The following is an 18,056-nucleotide window of genomic DNA, read 5'->3' as shown; positions in this document are numbered from 1 at the left end:
TGCGCCTTCGAGCCGTAGGCGAGCATCCGGGCGCCGCCGATACAGCCGGGATCCGGGTGAACCGGTACCGTTACGCCGGTGTGCTGCTTAGCGGCGTGCTCGCCGGTCTCGGCGGCGCAGTTGTCACGCTGACGACGACAAGCAGCTTCGCGCACAATACGATATCGGGACAAGGGTTCATCGCGCTGGCGGCGATGATATTCGGACGGTATCATCCAATCGGAGCAGCCGCGGCGGCGCTGTTCTTCGGGTTGGCGCAGGCGCTTCGCAGCTTCGTGCAGCTGTTCGATTGGTCGGAGCAAATTCCGATGGAAATTCTATATATGCTGCCCTACGTATTGACGCTGCTTGTGCTGGCCAGTGCCATTGGAAAGTCGCGGCCGCCTTCAGCGCTGGGCGAGCCCTATGAGCCAGCCCGCCGCTGAAGATTGCTTCGGCTGGTACGATCGAGTATTCTGGGCTTAATGCTAAAGACCGCATTGGCCGCGCGGCGGCTCTCATGGCTGCCGGCACGCGAAGGCAGGTTGGAAAGGAACGACTTTATGATGCTAAGACCTGCAATATTGGACTGCGATACCGGTATCGACGACGCGCTGGCGATCATGCTCGCCGTCCGTTCGAAGGAGCTCCGCCTGTTAGGAGTGACGACAACGTCAGGCAACGTGTCTCTTGATCTGGTATGCCGCAATACCGCATATGTGCTGGAACTTGTCGGTGCCGGAGGGCGAGTGCCGGTTATTCCCGGCGCCTCGAAGCCGTTGATGCGCGCCGCCCATCACGAGACGCATGTGCATGGCGATGACGGGCTGGGAGGCGCTTATGACGGCGACGGCTCGGAAGCAGCGGGCATTGACGCAGGCGTTGCCCGGGCCGCCGACTTCATCGTCGAGCAGGTATTGGCTGCGCCAGGCGAAGTAACGCTGATTTTCACAGGACCGCTTACGAATTTGGCACATGCGCTCATGAAATGCCCGGACCTGCCTCGGCATGTGCGGGAGCTCGTGTTTATGGGCGGAGCCGTTCGGACAGGCGGCAATGTAACGCCTTCGGCGGAATACAATATGTACGCCGATCCGGAAGCGGCCAAGCTCGTCTTTCATTCCGGCATGCGGATGACGATGGTCGGCCTGGATGTGACAAACCCTACGCTGCTGACGCCCGAGCATATCGGGCGGCTTCGCGGCAATCCGGCGGGCGAGTTCGTCTACCGGTGCACGAAGGCGTATCTGGAGAGAGCGGAGGAGCTGAACAGCGGCTATGGCGATGGCTTCTCGATGCACGATCCGCTCACGGTCGGCATCGCAATCGACCGGACGCTGGCGCGAACAGGCAGCTACTACGTCGACATCGAGACGCGCAGCGAGCTGAACGATGGACGGACGGTGTGCGATTTCTTGGGCAAATGGGGCAAAGAGCCGAACATGGACGTCTGCTTAGAAGTGGATTCGGACCGGTTCCTGGAGCATTTTGTCCGGACGATCGGCGAACTCTCTTCCTGACGGCAAACGGCCGCAGACAGTAGAACAATCTCTCGCGAGTGCGTCTATCACCCGGCGCGCAGCGAGAGATTGTTTTTTGCTATGCCTCTTCCGTCGTAACGCTGTGATATTGCCCGCAAAATGCCGTGCCGTTCCAATAATAGGCGGCTTTGCCGATGTCACGCGGTTTGTCAGTGCCATCACCTATGATCTAGCAATTGACAGCGTACGTCTGCTTGTGTACATTTAATCTTAATCGAAAGAAATAGACATCATTTGTTCACACAATAAACAATCGGCGGCAAAGTATGTGCACGAATTCACATAGTTCATCATATTATGGATAAACAAGACCGCGCGAAGAGGAGAGACCTAAAGTGGAAGCATTGGCACTGGAACGTAAGGCGGAGCAGAACCGTGAGCTGCGCGAGCGTCTCATGCAATTGAAGAAGGAGCGCAACGCGATCATCCTGGCTCACTACTACCAACGGGACGAAATTCAAGAGGTAGCAGACTTCCGGGGCGATTCGTTCCTGCTCGCTCAGAAAGCGGCAGCGACGGATGCGGACGTTATCGTATTCTGCGGCGTTCATTTCATGGGCGAAAGCGCGAAAATTTTGGCTCCGAACAAGACAGTGCTCATTCCGGACGAGCGCGCAGGCTGCCCGATGGCGGACATGGTCAATGTCGACGGTTTGCGGAAGCTGAAGGCGCAGCACCCGAACGCGAAGGTCGTTACTTATATTAACTCCTCGGCTGAGATTAAGGCGGAGACGGACATTTGCTGCACGTCGTCCAATGCGCTGAAAGTGATCAATTCGGTCGAATCGGACGAAATTATTTGGGTACCGGATAAGAACCTGGGCCACTATGTTCAACAGCATACGGACAAGAAGATGATCATCTGGGAAGGCTACTGCAACACGCATGACATGTTGACGGTTAAGGACGTCGAAGAGATGCGTGCGGCGCACCCGAACGCGCAGTTCGTCGTTCACCCGGAATGCCGTCCGGAAGTCGTTGCTCTCGGCGACTACGTGGGCAGTACGACAGGCATTCTCGAATATTGCAAAAACTCGGATTGCCAAGAGTTCATCGTCGGTACGGAAGACGGAACGGGATATCAGCTTCGTGTTGACAGCCCGAATAAGAAGTTCCATTTTGCGACGAAATACTTGGTATGCCCGAACATGAAAGTGAACAATCTGAAGAAACTGGTCAAATGCTTGGAGACGATGCAACCGCAAATTTATGTGCCGCCGGCAGTCGCTGACAAAGCCCGCTTGTCGCTCGAACGCATGCTGCAAGTGAAATAGGCATCGCATCTCTCATCTTGGAGGCATTGGCCATTATGATTCCTAATTATTTAATCGACTTCCGGCTGGACGAGTTGCCAGTCATCGAGAAGGACGTTATCGTAATCGGGGCCGGCATTGCCGGTCTTTTTACCGCTATTAAGGCTAGCGAACAGGGCTCGGTGCTGATGATTACGAAGAAATCGCTAATGGACAGCAACACGCGTTATGCACAAGGCGGTATCGCGGCTGTTATTTCCGAAGACGATTCACCGGCCTATCACCGCCAGGATACGCTTATTGCTGGAGCGGGCTTGTGCGATGACGATGCGGTCGATGTTCTTGTGCACGAAGGGCCGAAGGGCGTCGAGGATTTGATCCGGATGGGCACTCAATTTGATTTGGAAAATGGCGAGTTCGCGCTGACGAAGGAAGGCGCGCACAGCCAGCGCCGCATTCTGCATGCGAACGGCGATGCGACGGGCTTCGAGATCGTGCGCGCGCTGTCGGAGAAAGCGATCGCTATGGAAGGCATCGAAGTGTGGGACGATCACTTCGTCATCGACCTTGTGACACAGGACGGCGAATGCTGCGGAGCTATCGTGCAAAGGCCTGACGGCGGGCGGCTGTTCGTCCGGGGCAGAGCGACGGTATTGTGCTCCGGCGGAACGGGGCAGCTGTACCGTTACACGACCAATCCGGACGTGGCGACGGGCGACGGTGTCGCAATGGCGTATCGCGCGGGTGCTAACATTCGCGACATGGAGTTTTTGCAATTCCATCCGACGTCGCTCTGTTATCCGGGCGCACCGCGCTTCCTCATCTCCGAAGCGGTACGCGGAGAAGGCGCTTATTTGCGCAATATTAAAGGCGAGCGGTTCATGCACCGCTATCACGAGCAGTTGGAGCTGGCGCCGCGCGACGTTGTCGCACGGGCGATCGTCAGCGAGATGGAGGAGACGAAGTCGACGTTCGTCTATCTCGATATTACGCATGAGTCGGAAGAGATGATTAAGCATCGTTTTCCTACAATATACGAATACTGCTTACAATACGGTCTCGATCTGACGACAGACTGGATTCCGGTCGCGCCTGCGATGCATTATACGATGGGCGGCGTGAAGACCGACTTGAACGGCGAAACCAACATCAAGCGTCTGTTCGCCTGCGGCGAAGTGTCCTCTACTGGCGTGCACGGTGCGAACCGGCTGGCGAGCAATTCGCTGTCTGAGGCGATCGTATTCGGCCGCCGGATCGTGGAGCGGATCAAAGGGCTCGGCCCGCTGACGTTCGTACCGTCGGTTCAGTATGAAGCGGAACGCAGCGGCGTGCCGATGCAGGCAATTGTGGAACGCAGGCTGAAGCTGCAGAAGGTAATGGTCCGTTACGTCGGGCTCCGGCGCGACGGTCAAGGGCTGGCGAAAGGGCTGGAAGAGCTGAAGCGTCAGCTGACCATATTCCAAAGCGTGCTTACGAAGCGTGAAGAGTACGAATTCGCGAACCTTCTGACCTGCGGATTATTAGCAGCGGAATCGGCCATCGCCCGCGAGGAGAGCCGTGGCGCACATGCGCGCGAAGATTTCCCGGAGCGGGACGATATCCATTATTTGAAGCATACGCTGCTTCACCGGGAATACGGAATGACGGAAGAGAGGGTTCACCAACATGTATGATTACGCGCTGCGCGAGCAGATTCGCGCCTGGCTGGCGGAAGACATCGGCATGGGCGATATTACGACGGAGACGACGATTCCGGCCGACAGCCGGTCGAAGGCTGTTATTCATGTGAAGCAGGACGGTATTATTGCAGGCCTTGATGTGGCAAGACTGGTATTCGAGATCGTCGATCCGGCTATTACGTTCGAAGCGCTCGTTCGTGACGGGGACGCGGTAACGAAGGGAACGGTCATTGCCGAGGCAGAGGGCAGCACCCACAGCTTGCTTACGGGAGAGCGGCTCGCGCTGAACCTGATGCAGCGGATGTCGGGCATCGCGACGAAGACGCGCTCGTTCGTCGACGCGCTCGAAGGACTGCCGACTCGTCTGGTCGACACACGGAAGACGACGCCCGGCCACCGGATGCTGGAGAAGTATGCGGTTCGGGTCGGTGGCGGCGCGAATCACCGGTTCGGTCTGTATGACGCGGTCATGATTAAGGACAACCATATTAAAGGCGCTGGCGGCATTACGGCTGCTGTGGAACGGGCGCGCCAGCGCATCCCGCATACGATGAAGATCGAGGTTGAAACGGAATCGATGGATCAGATCGAAGAGGCGGTAACGAGCGGTGCGGACATTATTATGTTCGACAATATGGGGCTCGAGGCTATGACAGAGGCCGTGCGTTACGTGAAGTCGCGTGCGCCGCATGTCATTACGGAAGCATCGGGCAACGTACGGCTCGATACCGTGCGCGGTATCGCATCGACCGGTGTCGAAGTGATTAGCGTCGGCGGATTGACGTACTCGTTCCAATCGCTCGACATTAGTCTCGATTTGAACGAGAAGAAAGGCGGGGCAACAGCGTGATTCTAGTTATCGATGTCGGGAATACGAACATCGTGCTCGGCGTCTATCACGGCAAAGAGCTTCTCCATCATTGGCGGATCAGTACGAACCGGTCCGCTACGGTCGATGAATACGGCATTTCGATCTATAACCTGTTCCAATTCAGCGGCTTGTCGCTCGACCGCATTAGCGGAGTCATTATCTCATGCGTGGTGCCTCCGCTTATGCGTACGCTCGAGCAGTTGTGCTTAAAATATATGCGCAAGACGCCGCTCGTTGTTGGTCCAGGCGTGAAGACGGGACTGAATATCCGTTACGAGAATCCGCGGGAAGTTGGCGCCGACCGGATCGTCAACTCGGTGGCGGGCATCGAGAAATACGGCAAGCCGCTCATCGTCGTCGATTTCGGAACGGCGACAACGTTCGATTATATCGACGCAAGCGGCAGTTATCTCGGCGGCGCGATTGTGCCGGGCATAGGCATCTCGACGGAAGCGCTGTACCAGCGCGCTGCGAAGCTGCCGCGCATTGAGCTCGTGCGGCCGAAGAGCGTCATTGGCCGCAATCCGGTAACGTCGATGCAAGCGGGCATTATTTTCGGCTATGCGGGCCAAGTGGATGGAATTGTCCGCCGCATTAAGGCGGAGTTCGGCGTAACGCCGCGCGTCATCGCTACCGGCGGCTTGGCGGAGCTCATCGCAGCTGAATCGGAGACGATCGAGGAAGTCGATCCGCTGCTGACGCTGGACGGGCTGCGCATTATTTATGAACGGAATCAAGAAAACAACGGCACAGAACAATAACAATAATGAAGCAAAGCAAGGAGGCATCCGATGATGGAAGCACAGAAAGATATTTTGATACGAGGAACAGCATGGGGCGGCCGCATTCGGGTGTTCGCTGTACGTGCAACTAATCTTGTCAGCGAGCTGCAGCGCAGACACGGTACCTATCCGACGGCAACCGCCGCATTCGGCAGGACGCTGGCGGCAGGCGCGATGATGGGTGCCATGATGAAAGGCGAAGAGAAGCTGACGATTCAAGTCAAAGGCGACGGACCGATCGGCCAGATCGTCGTCGATGCCGACGCGAAGGGCCACGTACGCGGTTATGTCGATCATCCGCAAGTACATATGGCGAGCAACTCGCAAGGAAAGCTGGATGTGGCCGGCGCCGTCGGGCGGAACGGGTTCATCCATATTATTAAGGATCTCGGCCTGAAAGAGCCGTACCGGGGAAGTTCTCCGATCGTCTCGGGCGAGCTTGCGGAAGATTTCACTTACTATTTCGCCGTATCGGAACAGACGCCGTCGGTCGTCGGACTTGGCGTTCTCGTCGATACGGACGGCACCGTTCTGCATGCAGGCGGATACATCGTACAGGTGCTTCCTGGATTGACGGATGAAGAGATTACACGGTTGGAGCAAGCGGTCAGCGTGATGCCGCCGGTAACTGCGCTGCTCGACCAAGGCGAAACACTAGAGGAAATTCTGAAGTTTCTCGTTGGCGACGAACTGACGGTTCATGATTCGATGGACATCGAGTTTAAGTGCCGATGCTCGCGCGAACGGACGGAACGGACGCTGATCAGCATGGGTCAGCATGAATTGGAGCAAATCATAGAGGAAGACGGAAAAGCCGAAGTCGTATGCCATTTCTGCAACGAGACGTACTCATTCGACCGCGTACAGCTGGAACAGCTGCTCGCACAAGCGAAGCCGAAGCCCCTCCAATAACCGAAAGGGCTTGAACGGAAATGAAGAAAGACCGGATGCTGCGGGGGGTTGTCGCCCTGCAGGCTGTATGTATGATTGTGCTGGCCGTCGTCGTGACGAACCATTTCGTCCCGTTTCTGCGGGCGAAAGCACCGGCCAGCGGCGGCGGCTCGTCGGTTGCCGGCGTCGTGGGCGACAAGCAAATTACGGAACAGGAGCTGCTCGCCGAATTGCGCCGCAAATACGGGGAGTCTACCCTTCGTTCAATGCTTCTGCGTGAAGCGGCTAAGCTCGAAGCGGCGAAGTACGGGATTACGGTAACGCCGGAGGAACTGGCTTCGGAATTGAACCGGCTTATCGAGGGCTATCCGTCTGAAGCGGACTATTATGAGCAAATGAAGGAACAGCTCGGTTTAACTCGCGAGGATGTTCAATCGGATGCGGAATACCGCCTGCTGTTGGAGCGAATTGCAACAAGAGAGGTACAGGTGTCCGACGCGCAGGTTGACACCTATATCGATGAACATGCTACGGAATTCGAGGGCAAAACCGAGCTGAAGCTGCGATGGATTCTGACGCAAAGCTATTCGGAAGCGAATGAGGTTCGCGGCAAGCTTGAGGACGGGGAAGACTTCAGCGCTCTAGCGGCCGAGTATTCGATCGACGCCTTCACCGCGGGCAGCGGAGGTGATCTCGGCTTAATCGAAGAGGATGATCCGTTCGTCGAAGCGGCTATGCTTGATACCGCCCGCAGCCTGTCGGTCGGAGAGACGACGGAGCCGGTCGAGACGGAGGGCGGCTATGCGCTTATCCGTCTCGACGAGCGCCGTGTCCATGACGGATTGATTGGCGATGCGCTGCGCACGGAAGCGCGGCGAAGGGTTGCTCTGGAGCTGGCAAGGCCGCTGCAAGAAGTAGAGGACAAGCTGCTTAGGGACTACAATGCACAGCCTAAGGACCTGTCTTCGCCTTGAGACAGGTAAACAATGTATTGACATTTACAGATGGCATTGATAAGATGATAAAAGGTAAAACCAACTGAACTAGTCGGAATAAGGAGGCAGTTTATCAATGGCTAAGATTGTTCAAAGTGTCACAGACCTGATCGGGGATACACCGCTTGTTCGTCTGAATCGCCTCGTGCCAGAAGACAGCGCAGAAATTTATGTAAAGCTCGAATACCAGAATCCGGGCGCAAGCGTTAAAGACCGGATTGCAATCAGCATGATCGAAGTAGCGGAGCAAGAGGGCATTCTGAAACCAGGCGCCACGATCGTCGAGCCGACGAGCGGCAACACGGGTATCGGTCTTGCCATGGTAGCAGCTGCTAAAGGATATAAAGCAATTCTCGTTATGCCAGAGACGATGAGCCTTGAGCGCCGCAACCTGTTGCGCGCATATGGTGCAGACCTCGTGCTGACGCCAGGGTCGGAAGGCATGAACGGTGCGGTTAAGAAAGCAGAAGAGCTTGTTCAAGAGAACCCTAGCTACTTCATGCCACAGCAATTCAAGAACGAAGCGAATGTAAAGGTTCACCGCGAGACGACGGGTCCTGAGATTGTCGAAGCGATCAACTCGCTGGACGGCAAGCTGGACGCATTCATCGCGGGTATCGGTACGGGCGGCACGATTTCTGGTGCTGGCGAAGTGCTGAAGAAAAACTTCGCTGACGTGAAAGTATATGCGGTTGAGCCAGCGGCATCGCCTCTTCTGTCCGGCGGCAAGCCAGGCCCGCACAAAATCCAAGGTATCGGCGCGAACTTCGTACCGGACATCTTGAACCGCGAAATCTATGACGGTGTTATTACGATTGAGAACGATGATGCGTTCGAAACGGCACGCCGTGCAGCTCGTGAAGAAGGCATCCTGTGCGGTATTTCGTCCGGCGCAGCGATCTTCGCAGCTCTGAAAGTAGCGAAAGAGCTTGGCAAAGGCAAGCGCGTTGTAGCGATCGTTCCATCGAACGGCGAACGTTACCTGAGCACGCCATTGTTCAACTTCGAGAACTAATACCGATCGATTATTCGATTAAGACCTCCCATTCCTCGGAATGGGAGGTCTTTTGTTGGCGGATAATAACCGAATCATGCTGGAAGAAGCGAGGAATGCCGATATGTGCTTAATCGAAGCGGGAGGAACTCGCTTTTCTTTTCGATAACGATTCTGTATACTAGGCGAAATAGACAGATTGCAACGGATTGGAGCGGGGGTTGGAAGAATGATGATCACCGGATGGGAGCAATGGCAGCAATGGCATTCCGAGTGCCGGCATACGACGCTGCCGCTGTTATGCAAGCAGCCGCTGCAAGGGACGGATGGCTGCAAGGTGGCTTCATGGGAGGCTGGCTGGAAGGATGCAGGCCCGCATTCGATCGTACTGGAGAGCGGCAAGGATGGACGGTACACTTACTTGGGGCTTCGCCCGGTATCCGTTATTCAAGGTAAGGACAATACGGCCGAATCGGTTGATTGGAGCGGGAGCGGCAGGGTAGAGGATTCCGCGAAGATATGGCAGGGTGCACCGCTCGACGTCGTACGCCGCTGGATGAAACCATATGCCGGTCCTTCTATCCCGGATGGTCCGAAGTGGACGGGTGGCTGTGCGGGATTTTGGAGCTATGACGTTGCACGAACGATTGAGAGGCTGCCGGAGCTGGCGAGCGACGATCTAGGGCTTCCGGATTACTTGTTCATGAGACTGGACGAGCTATGGATTATCGACCGGCAGGAGCGGGCTTTGTATTGTGCCGTACATACAGGGGTCCAACACGACTGTGACGAAGCCGAATTGCGCCGGCTGTACGATCAGGCCGCAGAGCGCGCCGAGCAGATGAGCCGGTATTGGATGGACCGGTTCGGAGACGGTTCTGATAATCGGTCTGCATCAGCTGCTAGTGGGGCGGCGGCAAGGGATCAGCGGCAGCAGCTGCTGAGCGAGGATACGCTGGCTGTCGATGTCGAAGCACTGCAGGATACGTTCTCTCCGTTCGGCAAGGACGCATATGAGAATGCCGTACGCCGTATCCAACAGTATATTGGAGCGGGAGACGTATTCCAGGTCAACCTGTCGCTTCGCCGCAGCAAGCAGGTCGCGGTGGCACCGGAAGAGCTATACGAGTGGCTTCGTCTCGTGAATCCTTCGCCCTATATGGGCTTTATGCGCTGCCCGGAATTTCAGCTTGTATCGGGTTCGCCTGAACTGCTGGTAGAACTGCAGGACGGACACCTTGCGACGCGGCCGATCGCCGGAACACGGCGTCGGGGACGAACGGCCGAGGAAGACGCGGCGATGGAGAGCGAGCTCTTGACCTCGGAGAAGGAGCGGGCGGAGCATATTATGCTGGTCGATCTGGAACGCAACGATCTGGGCCGCATTTCCCGTTACGGATCGGTTAAGGTTGAAGAGCTGATGGTCATCGAGCGCTACTCCCATGTCATGCATCTCGTTTCGCAAGTGGATGGCGAGCTGGCGGAAGGCAAGGACGCTTTCGATGTCATTGCAGCGACGTTTCCGGGAGGAACGATTACGGGCGCGCCTAAGATTCGTACGATGGAAATCATCGAAGAGCTGGAGCCGACGCGCCGCGGGCCGTATACCGGATCACTGGGATGGATTGACTACAGCGGCAATATGGAATTTAATATACTTATTAGAACGATGACCGTACGCGATGGAGTCGTTCATATTCAGGCGGGAGCGGGAATCGTCATCGACTCGATCCCGGAGCGCGAATATTACGAATCGCTTTCGAAAGCGAAGGCGTTATGGAAAGCGATCCAGCTAGGCGAGCGGTTTGTTAAGCCGACGCATATAGCTGATTAGAGGGAGGTCACCGGAATGATTCTAGTCATCGACAACTACGACTCGTTTACGTACAACCTGGTGCAATATTTGGGCGAGCTTGGCCAAGATATCGTCGTGAAGCGGAACGATGAGATCGGATTGGATGATATCGCGGCAATGGCGCCGGACCACATTCTGATTTCGCCGGGGCCGTGCTCGCCGAACGAAGCGGGCATCAGCCTCGCGGTTATCGACCGGTTCAAGGGCGAAATTCCGATATTCGGCGTATGCCTTGGGCATCAATCGATCGGACAAGCGTTTGGCGGAGATGTTATTCGCGCAGAGAAGTTGATGCACGGCAAGACATCCGAAATTTTGCACGACGGCAAGACGATTTTCGAAGGCATTCCTTCGCCGTTCACGGCGACCCGGTATCACTCCCTGATCGTGAAGCGCGAGACGCTTCCGGATTGTCTGGAGATTACAGCGGAGACGGCGGAAGGCGAGATTATGGGCTTGCGCCACAAGGAATATCCGATCGAGGGCGTACAGTTTCACCCGGAATCGATTATTACCGAGAACGGCCTGACGATGCTCCGCAATTTCCTCTCCAAGCGAGCGGGCGCTGCGCGATGAAGGTCGGTTACAACGGTTCCGTTATAGAAGCGGAGAAAGCTGTGGTCGGCGTATTCGACCACGGCTTTTTGTACGGTATGGGTCTGTTCGAGACGTTCCGCACTTATGGCGGGCATGCGCATAAGCTGAACCGGCATTTGCGCCGGCTTGCTGAAGGCTGCGAGGCGCTGCATATTCATTACTCGCCCGATGAAGCACAGATCCGGTCCTGGTTGTCCGATGTGATGGCAGCGAACGGACTGACGGAAGCGTACGTTAGAATGACGGTGTCTGCGGGAGATGAGGGGTTAGGACTTCCGACCGGCGATTATACGAGTCCCCACGTGTGGCTGCTCGTTAAGCCACTGCCGGAAACGGCGGCTTCCGTCTACGAACAAGGGCGTGAGCTCAGACTGCTGCGGACGGTCCGGAATTCGCCGGAAGGCGATATTCGATTAAAATCTCTTCATTACATGAATAATATTATCGCCAAGAGAGAGCTGCAGCGGTCAGGGGCGGCACCAGGAGCGGAAGGCTTGCTGCTGACGAAGGAAGGGTGGCTGTCCGAGGGGATCGTCAGCAATCTATTCTTCGTCCGAGACGGCAAGCTCTGCACGCCTTCGCTGGCGACTGGTATATTGCCCGGCATTACACGCGAGCTGGTGCTGGAGCTGGCGGCCGAGGCTGGTCTTGCAGCGGAAGAAGGCTTGTACGGTTGGGATGAACTGCTTCAAGCCGATGAAGTTTGGGTAACGAGCTCCATACAGGAGCTTGTGCCGGTGACGACGCTGACGGATGCGGACGGACAGTCCGTTACCGTAGGCTCAGGCTGTGCAGGATCGGTACACCGCTTGCTTCATGAGTGTTATCGGGCGGATGCTGCAGCTAAGACGTAACCGTTGAATGAACGGTTATAAGAAGCGAATTGTAGAGGGGGAAACGAATTGAACATCATGAACGGTACGCGCATGCCCCTGGTCAGGACAGTCCGGCTGAGCGGCGGCCTTCAGTTGGAGCTCGGCCGGAAGACGCTAATCATGGGCATATTGAACGCAACGCCGGACTCGTTCTCCGATGGCGGAAGCTATGATTCGGTGCAAGCTGCTGTAAACCGCGCCCGGCAAATGGTTGATGAAGGCGCCGACTTGATCGATATCGGCGGCGAATCGACCCGGCCGGGCTTCGAGCCGGTACCAGGAGAGGAAGAGCTTAGCCGCGTTATTCCTGTTATACGGGCCGTGCGGGAGGCGCTGCCTCACGTTCCTTTGTCGATCGATACGTATAAAGCGGAGACGGCCCGTCAGTCGCTTGCAGCCGGAGCTCATATCATCAACGATATATGGGCGCTTCGCTTTGACTCAGGAGAAATGGCGAAGGTCGCGGCTGAATTCAATTGCCCGCTCATTCTTAACCATAACCGGCCGGATCGGAACTATACGAATCTAATCGCCGACGTTATCGACGATCTGCAAGAGAGCGTTCGAATCGCGCAAGCGGCCGGCGTAAGCAATGATCAAATTTGGCTGGACCCGGGAATCGGCTTCGCGAAGGATTATGACGAGAACATCGCCATGATGGGCCGATTATCCGACTTGGCTGCGCTCGGTTATCCGGTGCTGCTTGGGACGTCGCGCAAAGGGTTTATCGGGCAGGCGCTCGGAGGAGTGCCGTCGAGCGACCGGGTCGAAGGAACGGCCGCTACCGTCGTGCTTGGTATTGCGCAAGGCTGCGGAATCGTGCGCGTGCACGATGTGAAAGCGATGAAGCGGGCTGCGGCGATGGCGGATGCGATCGTATACCGGGACAGGCAGCACGGATAAAGGCGAAGAAGAGGAGCAAGTCGGACGATGGATACGATGACGTTGAAAGCGATGCGGTTTTTCGGTTATCATGGCGTATACGCCGAAGAGAATAGACTTGGGCAGAAGTTCGAGGTTGAGCTTGTGCTGAAGCTGGACTTATCCAAGGCTGCGGCTGAAGATGATTTGGATGCGACAATCAACTACGCGGATCTTCATTCCGTAACCAAATCGATTGTAGAGGGTCCGCCATTCAAGCTGATTGAGGCGCTGGCGGGCGCCATTGCGACGCGTCTTCTACAGTCTTATACTAATCTCAATGAAGTGACGGTTCGTGTCACGAAGCCGAATCCGCCGTTCGACATTCATTTCGACGGCGTTACGGTGGAGCTTCGCAGAAAGCGGGATGAGCATGGTACAATCGTTCCCGTCTGAACCGGCGGAACTTATAGAAGCTTACGTGGCGCTCGGCTCTAATATCGGGGACCGGGAGCTGACGCTTCGTGCTGCCATTGAACGGCTTGCAGCACATTGTGAAATTGTCGTCGAACGGGTGTCGGATATTTACGAGACGGACCCGGTCGGCTATACGGACCAGCCGGCGTTTCTGAACATGGCGGCGGCAATCCGTACGTCGCTAGTACCGGACGAATTGCTTGATACGCTTCTTGATATTGAGCAACAACTGGGGCGTGTCCGCGATATTCGATGGGGACCGCGAACGATCGATCTTGATCTGCTCCTTTATAATGGAGTGACGAAGGACACCGACCGGCTGACGCTGCCGCATCCACGCATGATGGAACGGGCATTCGTGCTGGTGCCGCTTCGCGACGTGCTGACCGAGACGAATCAGCTGTACGCAGCGGTGAAGGAAAGTGCTGACACGGCTTGTCGGAACGGAAAGGAAGGCATCACGCGATGGAAAACGATCAATTGGCACAGCGCATCCGCGCATTTCGGAAGTTAAAAGGATATACCCAGCAGAAGCTGGCCGAGCGTCTGGACGTATCGGTTGCTGTTCTCGGATCACTGGAGCGCGGGACGCGCAAGCCGGATCCGAAGCTGCTGGCCAGCATTGCCGAGACGCTTGGCATTGAGTATAACGAGCTGATCAAGATCAGCAAGACATAAGCACGAATCGTCTTTGTCTTTGCTTTTGCTTAAGCGTTCAGACCAATACCCGGTACGAATATCACGGCCGAGGAGAATAGCGGAAGGAGTATGGAGCAGCATGCTGAAAATCGGAGATATTGAAATGAAAAACAACGTGGTGCTTGCGCCGATGGCCGGCGTCTGCAACCCGGCCTTTCGTCTTATCGCCAAGGAGTTCGGAACAGGGCTCGTCTGCGCGGAGATGGTAAGCGACAAAGCGATTTTGCACGGGAACAAGAGAACGTTGGAGATGCTCTACGTCGATGACCGGGAGAAGCCTCTTAGCTTGCAAATATTCGGAGGCGACCGCGAATCGCTCGTTGAAGCGGCGAAGATCGTCGATAAACAGACGAACGCCGATATCATCGACATTAATATGGGCTGTCCGGTTCCGAAGGTGACCAAATGTGAGGCGGGCGCAAGATGGCTGCTCGACCCGAACAAAATTTATGAGATGGTGTCCGCTGTTACGGATGCGGTCGACAAGCCGGTAACGGTCAAAATGCGTATCGGCTGGGACGATGAGCATATCTTTGCAGTCGAGAATGCCCGCGCCGTGGAACGGGCTGGCGGCAGTGCTGTCAGCGTGCATGGACGGACGCGCGAGCAGCTGTATACCGGCAAAGCCAATTGGGACATTATAAAAGAAGTTAAGGAAGCTGTTTCCATTCCGGTAATTGGCAACGGGGACGTCTTCTCGCCGGAAGATGCGAAGCGGATGCTGGAGCATACCGGGGTAGACGGCGTTATGATCGGGCGCGGCGCGCTCGGCAACCCGTGGATGCTGTACCGGACGGTGCATTACTTGACGCACGGCGAGCTGCTGCCGGATCCGACGCCGAAGGAGAAGATGGACATTGCCATTCTGCATATGGACCGTCTGGTGAAGCTGAAAGGCGAATCGACTGCCGTTCGGGAGATGCGCAAGCATATGGCATGGTACATGAAAGGGCTGCCGGGCTCGGCGCGCATTAAGGATACGATCATGGAAGAGACGAACCGGGATGCAATGGTGGCGGTTCTCAACCAATACATCGAGTCGTTGCCCGAAGATGCTCTCGAGGCCAAATCGGCCAACTGGGCGGACGGCGAGGCGGCCGCGCAGTAAGCTTTTGGAGCGGGGTGCAGGGGCTGGCTTTGATTGACATTTGGTCTGCAACTGCAATATAATCAAGCAATATAAATGTGAGCAAGCGCTTTACCGGCAGGCATTCGATGAGAGCATGTTGATGAGCTTGCTTAATATATTAAGTAATAGTGAATTCATACAGTAGCAGTGCGTTGTATGAAAATATGTCACGCGACAGGAGAATCACAAGATGAGCGATAAAGAGGTTATTCTGACTCAAGATGGATTGAAGAAGTTGGAAGAGGAACTTGAAAACCTCAAGTCGGTTAAACGCCGTGAAGTGGCAGAGCGGATTAAAGTTGCCATCGGGTACGGTGACATCAGTGAGAACTCGGAGTACGAGGATGCGAAGAACGAGCAGGCATTCATCGAAGGCCGCATCATTACGCTGGAGAAGATGCTTCGCAACGCTCGTATTATCAACAACGATGAGATTGATACCGAGACGGTCAGCATCGGATCGACGGTATCGGTGGAAGACTTGGAATTCGGCGACGTCGTAGAATATACGATCGTTGGTACGGCTGAGTCTGATCCGCTCAACAATAAGATTTCCAATGAAAGCCCTGTAGGCCGGACCATCTTGGGCAAGAAAGTCGGTACAACCGTCGAAGTAAGCGTCCCAGCCGGCATTATTCAGTATAAAATTCTTGAAATCAAAAAATAAGGTTTGCGTACGGCCTTTTCGAAAAAGCTTCCCTTGGAAGCTTTTTCGTTCATAATCGAGGGGTGAGCTCGAAGTCTTCCGTTTGGCATTCACTGTCGAACATGGGCTCGGGCTTCATGGCTTTGCGTCGTCGTCAACCGGTTTAGGAGTGTAAACAATGGAACAAGATCAACAACAGCAAGAACAACAGGAATTAAGCGAGCTTCTTCAAATTCGCCGCGACAAGCTGGACGAGCTGCGGGCACTCGGCGTCGATCCGTTCGGCAGCAAGTTCGAGCGGACGCACAATGCTCAAGACATTGTGAATGCACATGAGAACACGTCCAAAGAAGATCTTGAAGCGCAGCAGAACGAAGTGACGCTGGCTGGCCGCATCATGCAGAAGCGCGGAATGGGCAAAGCATCGTTCGCGCATATTCAAGACCTTTCCGGCAAAATCCAAATTTACGCGCGCAAAGACACGCTGTCCGAGACGCAATATGCTGCATTCGATCTGCTCGATATCGGCGATATTATCGGTGTGCGCGGCGTTGTGTTCAAGACGAACACAGGCGAAACGTCGGTCAAAGCGAAAGAAATTGTCGTGCTGACGAAATCGCTGCTGCCGCTGCCCGACAAGCACCATGGTCTGAAGGACGTTGAGCTTCGTTACCGTCAGCGTTACGTCGACTTGATTACGAATCCGGATGTGCAGCAGACGTTCATTATGCGTTCCCGCATTATTCAATCGATGCGCCGCTACTTGGACTCGCTCGGTTACCTTGAAGTAGAGACGCCGACGCTGCATTCTATCGCGGGCGGCGCTTCCGCGCGCCCCTTCATTACGCATCACAATGCGCTCGACATGCAATTGTACATGCGGATCGCTATTGAGCTTCATTTGAAGCGTCTTATCGTTGGCGGTTTGGAGAAGGTGTACGAGATCGGACGCGTATACCGCAACGAAGGTATTTCGACACGCCACAACCCGGAATTTACGATGATCGAGCTGTATGAAGCGTATGCGGATTACAAGGACATCATGGCATTGACGGAGAACGTTGTGAAGCACATCGCAGAAGAGGTGCTAGGCACGACGGTTATCGATTATCAAGGACAGCAAGTGGATCTCGGTACGCCATGGCGCCGCGTTTCCATGGTGGATCTCGTTAAGGAAGCGACGGGTGTCGACTTTGCATCGCAAATTACGGACGAAGAAGCACATCAAGCTGCGCGCGATCACAAAGTGCCTGTTGAGAAGCACTGGGCAACGGGCCATATCCTCAACGCATTCTTTGAGCAATTCTGCGAGCATACGTTGATTCAGCCTACATTCGTAACGGGACACCCGGTCGAAATTTCGCCGCTGGCGAAGAAGAACGACCAGGATCCGCGGTTCACAGACCGGTTCGAGCTGTTCATAGTCGCGCGTGAGCATGCGAACGCGTTCACTGAGCTTAACGATCCGATCGATCAACGCGAACGTTTCGAAGCACAGCTGCTGGAGCGCGAACATGGCAATGACGAGGCGCATGAGATGGATGATGATTTCATCCGTGCACTGGAGTACGGCATGCCGCCTACAGGAGGTCTTGGCATCGGCATCGACCGTCTCGTGATGCTGCTGACGAACCAGCCGTCCATCCGTGACGTGCTGCTGTTCCCTCATATGCGCCATCGCGCAGGCGAGTAACACACGCGAAACGGCGGGCATTTTATGCCTGCCGTTTCTTTTTGTTATAGGACAAGCTTGAAAGCATAGTGCTTCATTAGTTATAGAGCTGTGAGATTAAGTTTAACTTTTTGAAAAAAAGGGGTTGCAATGTGTAATCCGCCTATGCTATATTATTTAAGTCGCCGCTGAACGAAACGGTGACACGAAAGAAAAGCTTGACCAACTAAATAACATCTGTTAAGATGTGAAAGTTGTCG

19 protein-coding genes are annotated in these 18,056 nt (G+C 55.4%); all 19 read left to right on the top strand.

Going from position 1 to position 18,056, the window contains the following annotated elements; translation table 11 throughout:
- Positions 1–425, top strand: a 425-nt coding sequence (locus tag PKO01S_RS26440) for an ABC transporter permease (protein ID WP_164779786.1), incomplete at its 5' end; no start/stop codon positions are given.
- A gap of 117 nt (positions 426–542) precedes the next feature.
- Entirely contained in the window at positions 543–1,499 is a 957-nt protein-coding gene (locus tag PKO01S_RS26435; protein ID WP_307719854.1) for a nucleoside hydrolase, read from the top strand.
- A 356-nt stretch (positions 1,500–1,855) separates the two neighbouring features.
- A complete protein-coding gene (gene nadA / locus PKO01S_RS26430; protein WP_127534441.1) occupies positions 1,856–2,794 on the top strand; it encodes a quinolinate synthase NadA in 939 nt (312 codons plus the stop codon).
- A gap of 35 nt (positions 2,795–2,829) precedes the next feature.
- On the top strand, positions 2,830–4,446 hold the full coding sequence (gene nadB / locus PKO01S_RS26425) for an L-aspartate oxidase (protein ID WP_127534440.1): 1,617 nt from the start codon (positions 2,830–2,832) through the stop codon (positions 4,444–4,446).
- Positions 4,439–5,302 (top strand): carboxylating nicotinate-nucleotide diphosphorylase, encoded by an 864-nt coding sequence (gene nadC / locus PKO01S_RS26420; protein WP_127534439.1) that lies wholly within the window; start codon positions 4,439–4,441, stop codon positions 5,300–5,302. The genes nadB and nadC overlap by 8 nt, the downstream gene beginning before the upstream one ends.
- Positions 5,299–6,084, top strand: a complete 786-nt coding sequence (locus PKO01S_RS26415; protein WP_127534438.1) for a type III pantothenate kinase — start codon at positions 5,299–5,301, stop codon at positions 6,082–6,084. The genes nadC and PKO01S_RS26415 overlap by 4 nt, the downstream gene beginning before the upstream one ends.
- Before the next feature lie 30 nt (positions 6,085–6,114).
- Positions 6,115–7,017 (top strand): Hsp33 family molecular chaperone HslO, encoded by a 903-nt coding sequence (hslO, locus tag PKO01S_RS26410; RefSeq protein WP_127534437.1) that lies wholly within the window; start codon positions 6,115–6,117, stop codon positions 7,015–7,017.
- Positions 7,018–7,037: 20 nt separating this feature from the next.
- Positions 7,038–7,970, top strand: a complete 933-nt coding sequence (locus PKO01S_RS26405; protein ID WP_127534436.1) for a peptidylprolyl isomerase — start codon at positions 7,038–7,040, stop codon at positions 7,968–7,970.
- Positions 7,971–8,067: 97 nt separating this feature from the next.
- The gene (gene cysK, locus PKO01S_RS26400) at positions 8,068–9,006 is read left to right on the top strand and encodes a cysteine synthase A (RefSeq protein ID WP_127534435.1); all 939 of its coding nucleotides are present in this window, start codon (positions 8,068–8,070) and stop codon (positions 9,004–9,006) included.
- Between the two features lie 208 nt (positions 9,007–9,214).
- Complete coding sequence (locus tag PKO01S_RS26395; RefSeq protein WP_127534434.1) at positions 9,215–10,819, top strand: anthranilate synthase component I family protein; 1,605 nt, start codon at positions 9,215–9,217, stop codon at positions 10,817–10,819.
- A 15-nt stretch (positions 10,820–10,834) separates the two neighbouring features.
- The gene (gene pabA, locus PKO01S_RS26390) at positions 10,835–11,416 is read left to right on the top strand and encodes an aminodeoxychorismate/anthranilate synthase component II (RefSeq protein ID WP_127534433.1); all 582 of its coding nucleotides are present in this window, start codon (positions 10,835–10,837) and stop codon (positions 11,414–11,416) included.
- Positions 11,413–12,291, top strand: coding sequence for an aminotransferase class IV (locus PKO01S_RS26385; protein ID WP_127534432.1), 879 nt, complete (start codon positions 11,413–11,415; stop codon positions 12,289–12,291). Before pabA ends, PKO01S_RS26385 begins: the two co-directional genes overlap by 4 nt.
- A 57-nt stretch (positions 12,292–12,348) precedes the next feature.
- Entirely contained in the window at positions 12,349–13,215 is an 867-nt protein-coding gene (gene folP, locus PKO01S_RS26380; protein ID WP_246070745.1) for a dihydropteroate synthase, read from the top strand.
- Between the two features lie 27 nt (positions 13,216–13,242).
- The gene (folB, locus tag PKO01S_RS26375; RefSeq protein ID WP_127534431.1) at positions 13,243–13,629 is read left to right on the top strand and encodes a dihydroneopterin aldolase; all 387 of its coding nucleotides are present in this window, start codon (positions 13,243–13,245) and stop codon (positions 13,627–13,629) included.
- Entirely contained in the window at positions 13,607–14,164 is a 558-nt protein-coding gene (gene folK / locus PKO01S_RS26370) for a 2-amino-4-hydroxy-6-hydroxymethyldihydropteridine diphosphokinase (protein WP_127534442.1), read from the top strand. Before folB ends, folK begins: the two co-directional genes overlap by 23 nt.
- Complete coding sequence (locus PKO01S_RS26365) at positions 14,116–14,328, top strand: helix-turn-helix domain-containing protein (protein WP_127534430.1); 213 nt, start codon at positions 14,116–14,118, stop codon at positions 14,326–14,328. The genes folK and PKO01S_RS26365 overlap by 49 nt, the downstream gene beginning before the upstream one ends.
- A 100-nt stretch (positions 14,329–14,428) precedes the next feature.
- Positions 14,429–15,457 (top strand): tRNA dihydrouridine synthase DusB, encoded by a 1,029-nt coding sequence (gene dusB / locus PKO01S_RS26360; RefSeq protein WP_127534429.1) that lies wholly within the window; start codon positions 14,429–14,431, stop codon positions 15,455–15,457.
- Positions 15,458–15,668: 211 nt separating this feature from the next.
- Entirely contained in the window at positions 15,669–16,145 is a 477-nt protein-coding gene (gene greA / locus PKO01S_RS26355) for a transcription elongation factor GreA (RefSeq protein WP_127534428.1), read from the top strand.
- A 157-nt stretch (positions 16,146–16,302) separates the two neighbouring features.
- Positions 16,303–17,817 carry a lysine--tRNA ligase gene (gene lysS / locus PKO01S_RS26350; protein ID WP_127534427.1) on the top strand — a complete coding sequence of 505 codons (1,515 nt, stop codon included), beginning with the start codon at positions 16,303–16,305 and terminating at the stop codon, positions 17,815–17,817.
- Positions 17,818–18,056 lie beyond the last annotated feature (239 nt).

The organism is Paenibacillus kobensis NBRC 15729, assembly GCF_004000825.1.
GTDB classification, from domain to species: Bacteria; Bacillota; Bacilli; order Paenibacillales; family Paenibacillaceae; genus Paenibacillus_T; species Paenibacillus_T kobensis.
This window is presented reverse-complemented; position numbering and strand designations above follow the sequence as displayed.

Excerpts from the sequence above, each read along its gene's own strand:
- PKO01S_RS26435 (WP_307719854.1), top strand. The coding sequence starts at position 543 with ATGATGCTAAGACCTGCAATATTGGACTGCGATACCGGTATCGACGAC.
- nadB (WP_127534440.1), top strand. The coding sequence starts at position 2,830 with ATGATTCCTAATTATTTAATCGACTTCCGGCTGGACGAGTTGCCAGTC.
- nadC (WP_127534439.1), top strand. The coding sequence starts at position 4,439 with ATGTATGATTACGCGCTGCGCGAGCAGATTCGCGCCTGGCTGGCGGAA.
- hslO (WP_127534437.1), top strand. The coding sequence starts at position 6,115 with ATGATGGAAGCACAGAAAGATATTTTGATACGAGGAACAGCATGGGGC.
- PKO01S_RS26405 (WP_127534436.1), top strand. The coding sequence starts at position 7,038 with ATGAAGAAAGACCGGATGCTGCGGGGGGTTGTCGCCCTGCAGGCTGTA.
- cysK (WP_127534435.1), top strand. The coding sequence starts at position 8,068 with ATGGCTAAGATTGTTCAAAGTGTCACAGACCTGATCGGGGATACACCG.
- PKO01S_RS26395 (WP_127534434.1), top strand. The coding sequence starts at position 9,215 with ATGATGATCACCGGATGGGAGCAATGGCAGCAATGGCATTCCGAGTGC.
- pabA (WP_127534433.1), top strand. The coding sequence starts at position 10,835 with ATGATTCTAGTCATCGACAACTACGACTCGTTTACGTACAACCTGGTG.
- PKO01S_RS26385 (WP_127534432.1), top strand. The coding sequence starts at position 11,413 with ATGAAGGTCGGTTACAACGGTTCCGTTATAGAAGCGGAGAAAGCTGTG.
- folP (WP_246070745.1), top strand. The coding sequence starts at position 12,349 with ATGAACGGTACGCGCATGCCCCTGGTCAGGACAGTCCGGCTGAGCGGC.
- folB (WP_127534431.1), top strand. The coding sequence starts at position 13,243 with ATGGATACGATGACGTTGAAAGCGATGCGGTTTTTCGGTTATCATGGC.
- folK (WP_127534442.1), top strand. The coding sequence starts at position 13,607 with ATGGTACAATCGTTCCCGTCTGAACCGGCGGAACTTATAGAAGCTTAC.
- PKO01S_RS26365 (WP_127534430.1), top strand. The coding sequence starts at position 14,116 with ATGGAAAACGATCAATTGGCACAGCGCATCCGCGCATTTCGGAAGTTA.
- dusB (WP_127534429.1), top strand. The coding sequence starts at position 14,429 with ATGCTGAAAATCGGAGATATTGAAATGAAAAACAACGTGGTGCTTGCG.
- greA (WP_127534428.1), top strand. The coding sequence starts at position 15,669 with ATGAGCGATAAAGAGGTTATTCTGACTCAAGATGGATTGAAGAAGTTG.
- lysS (WP_127534427.1), top strand. The coding sequence starts at position 16,303 with ATGGAACAAGATCAACAACAGCAAGAACAACAGGAATTAAGCGAGCTT.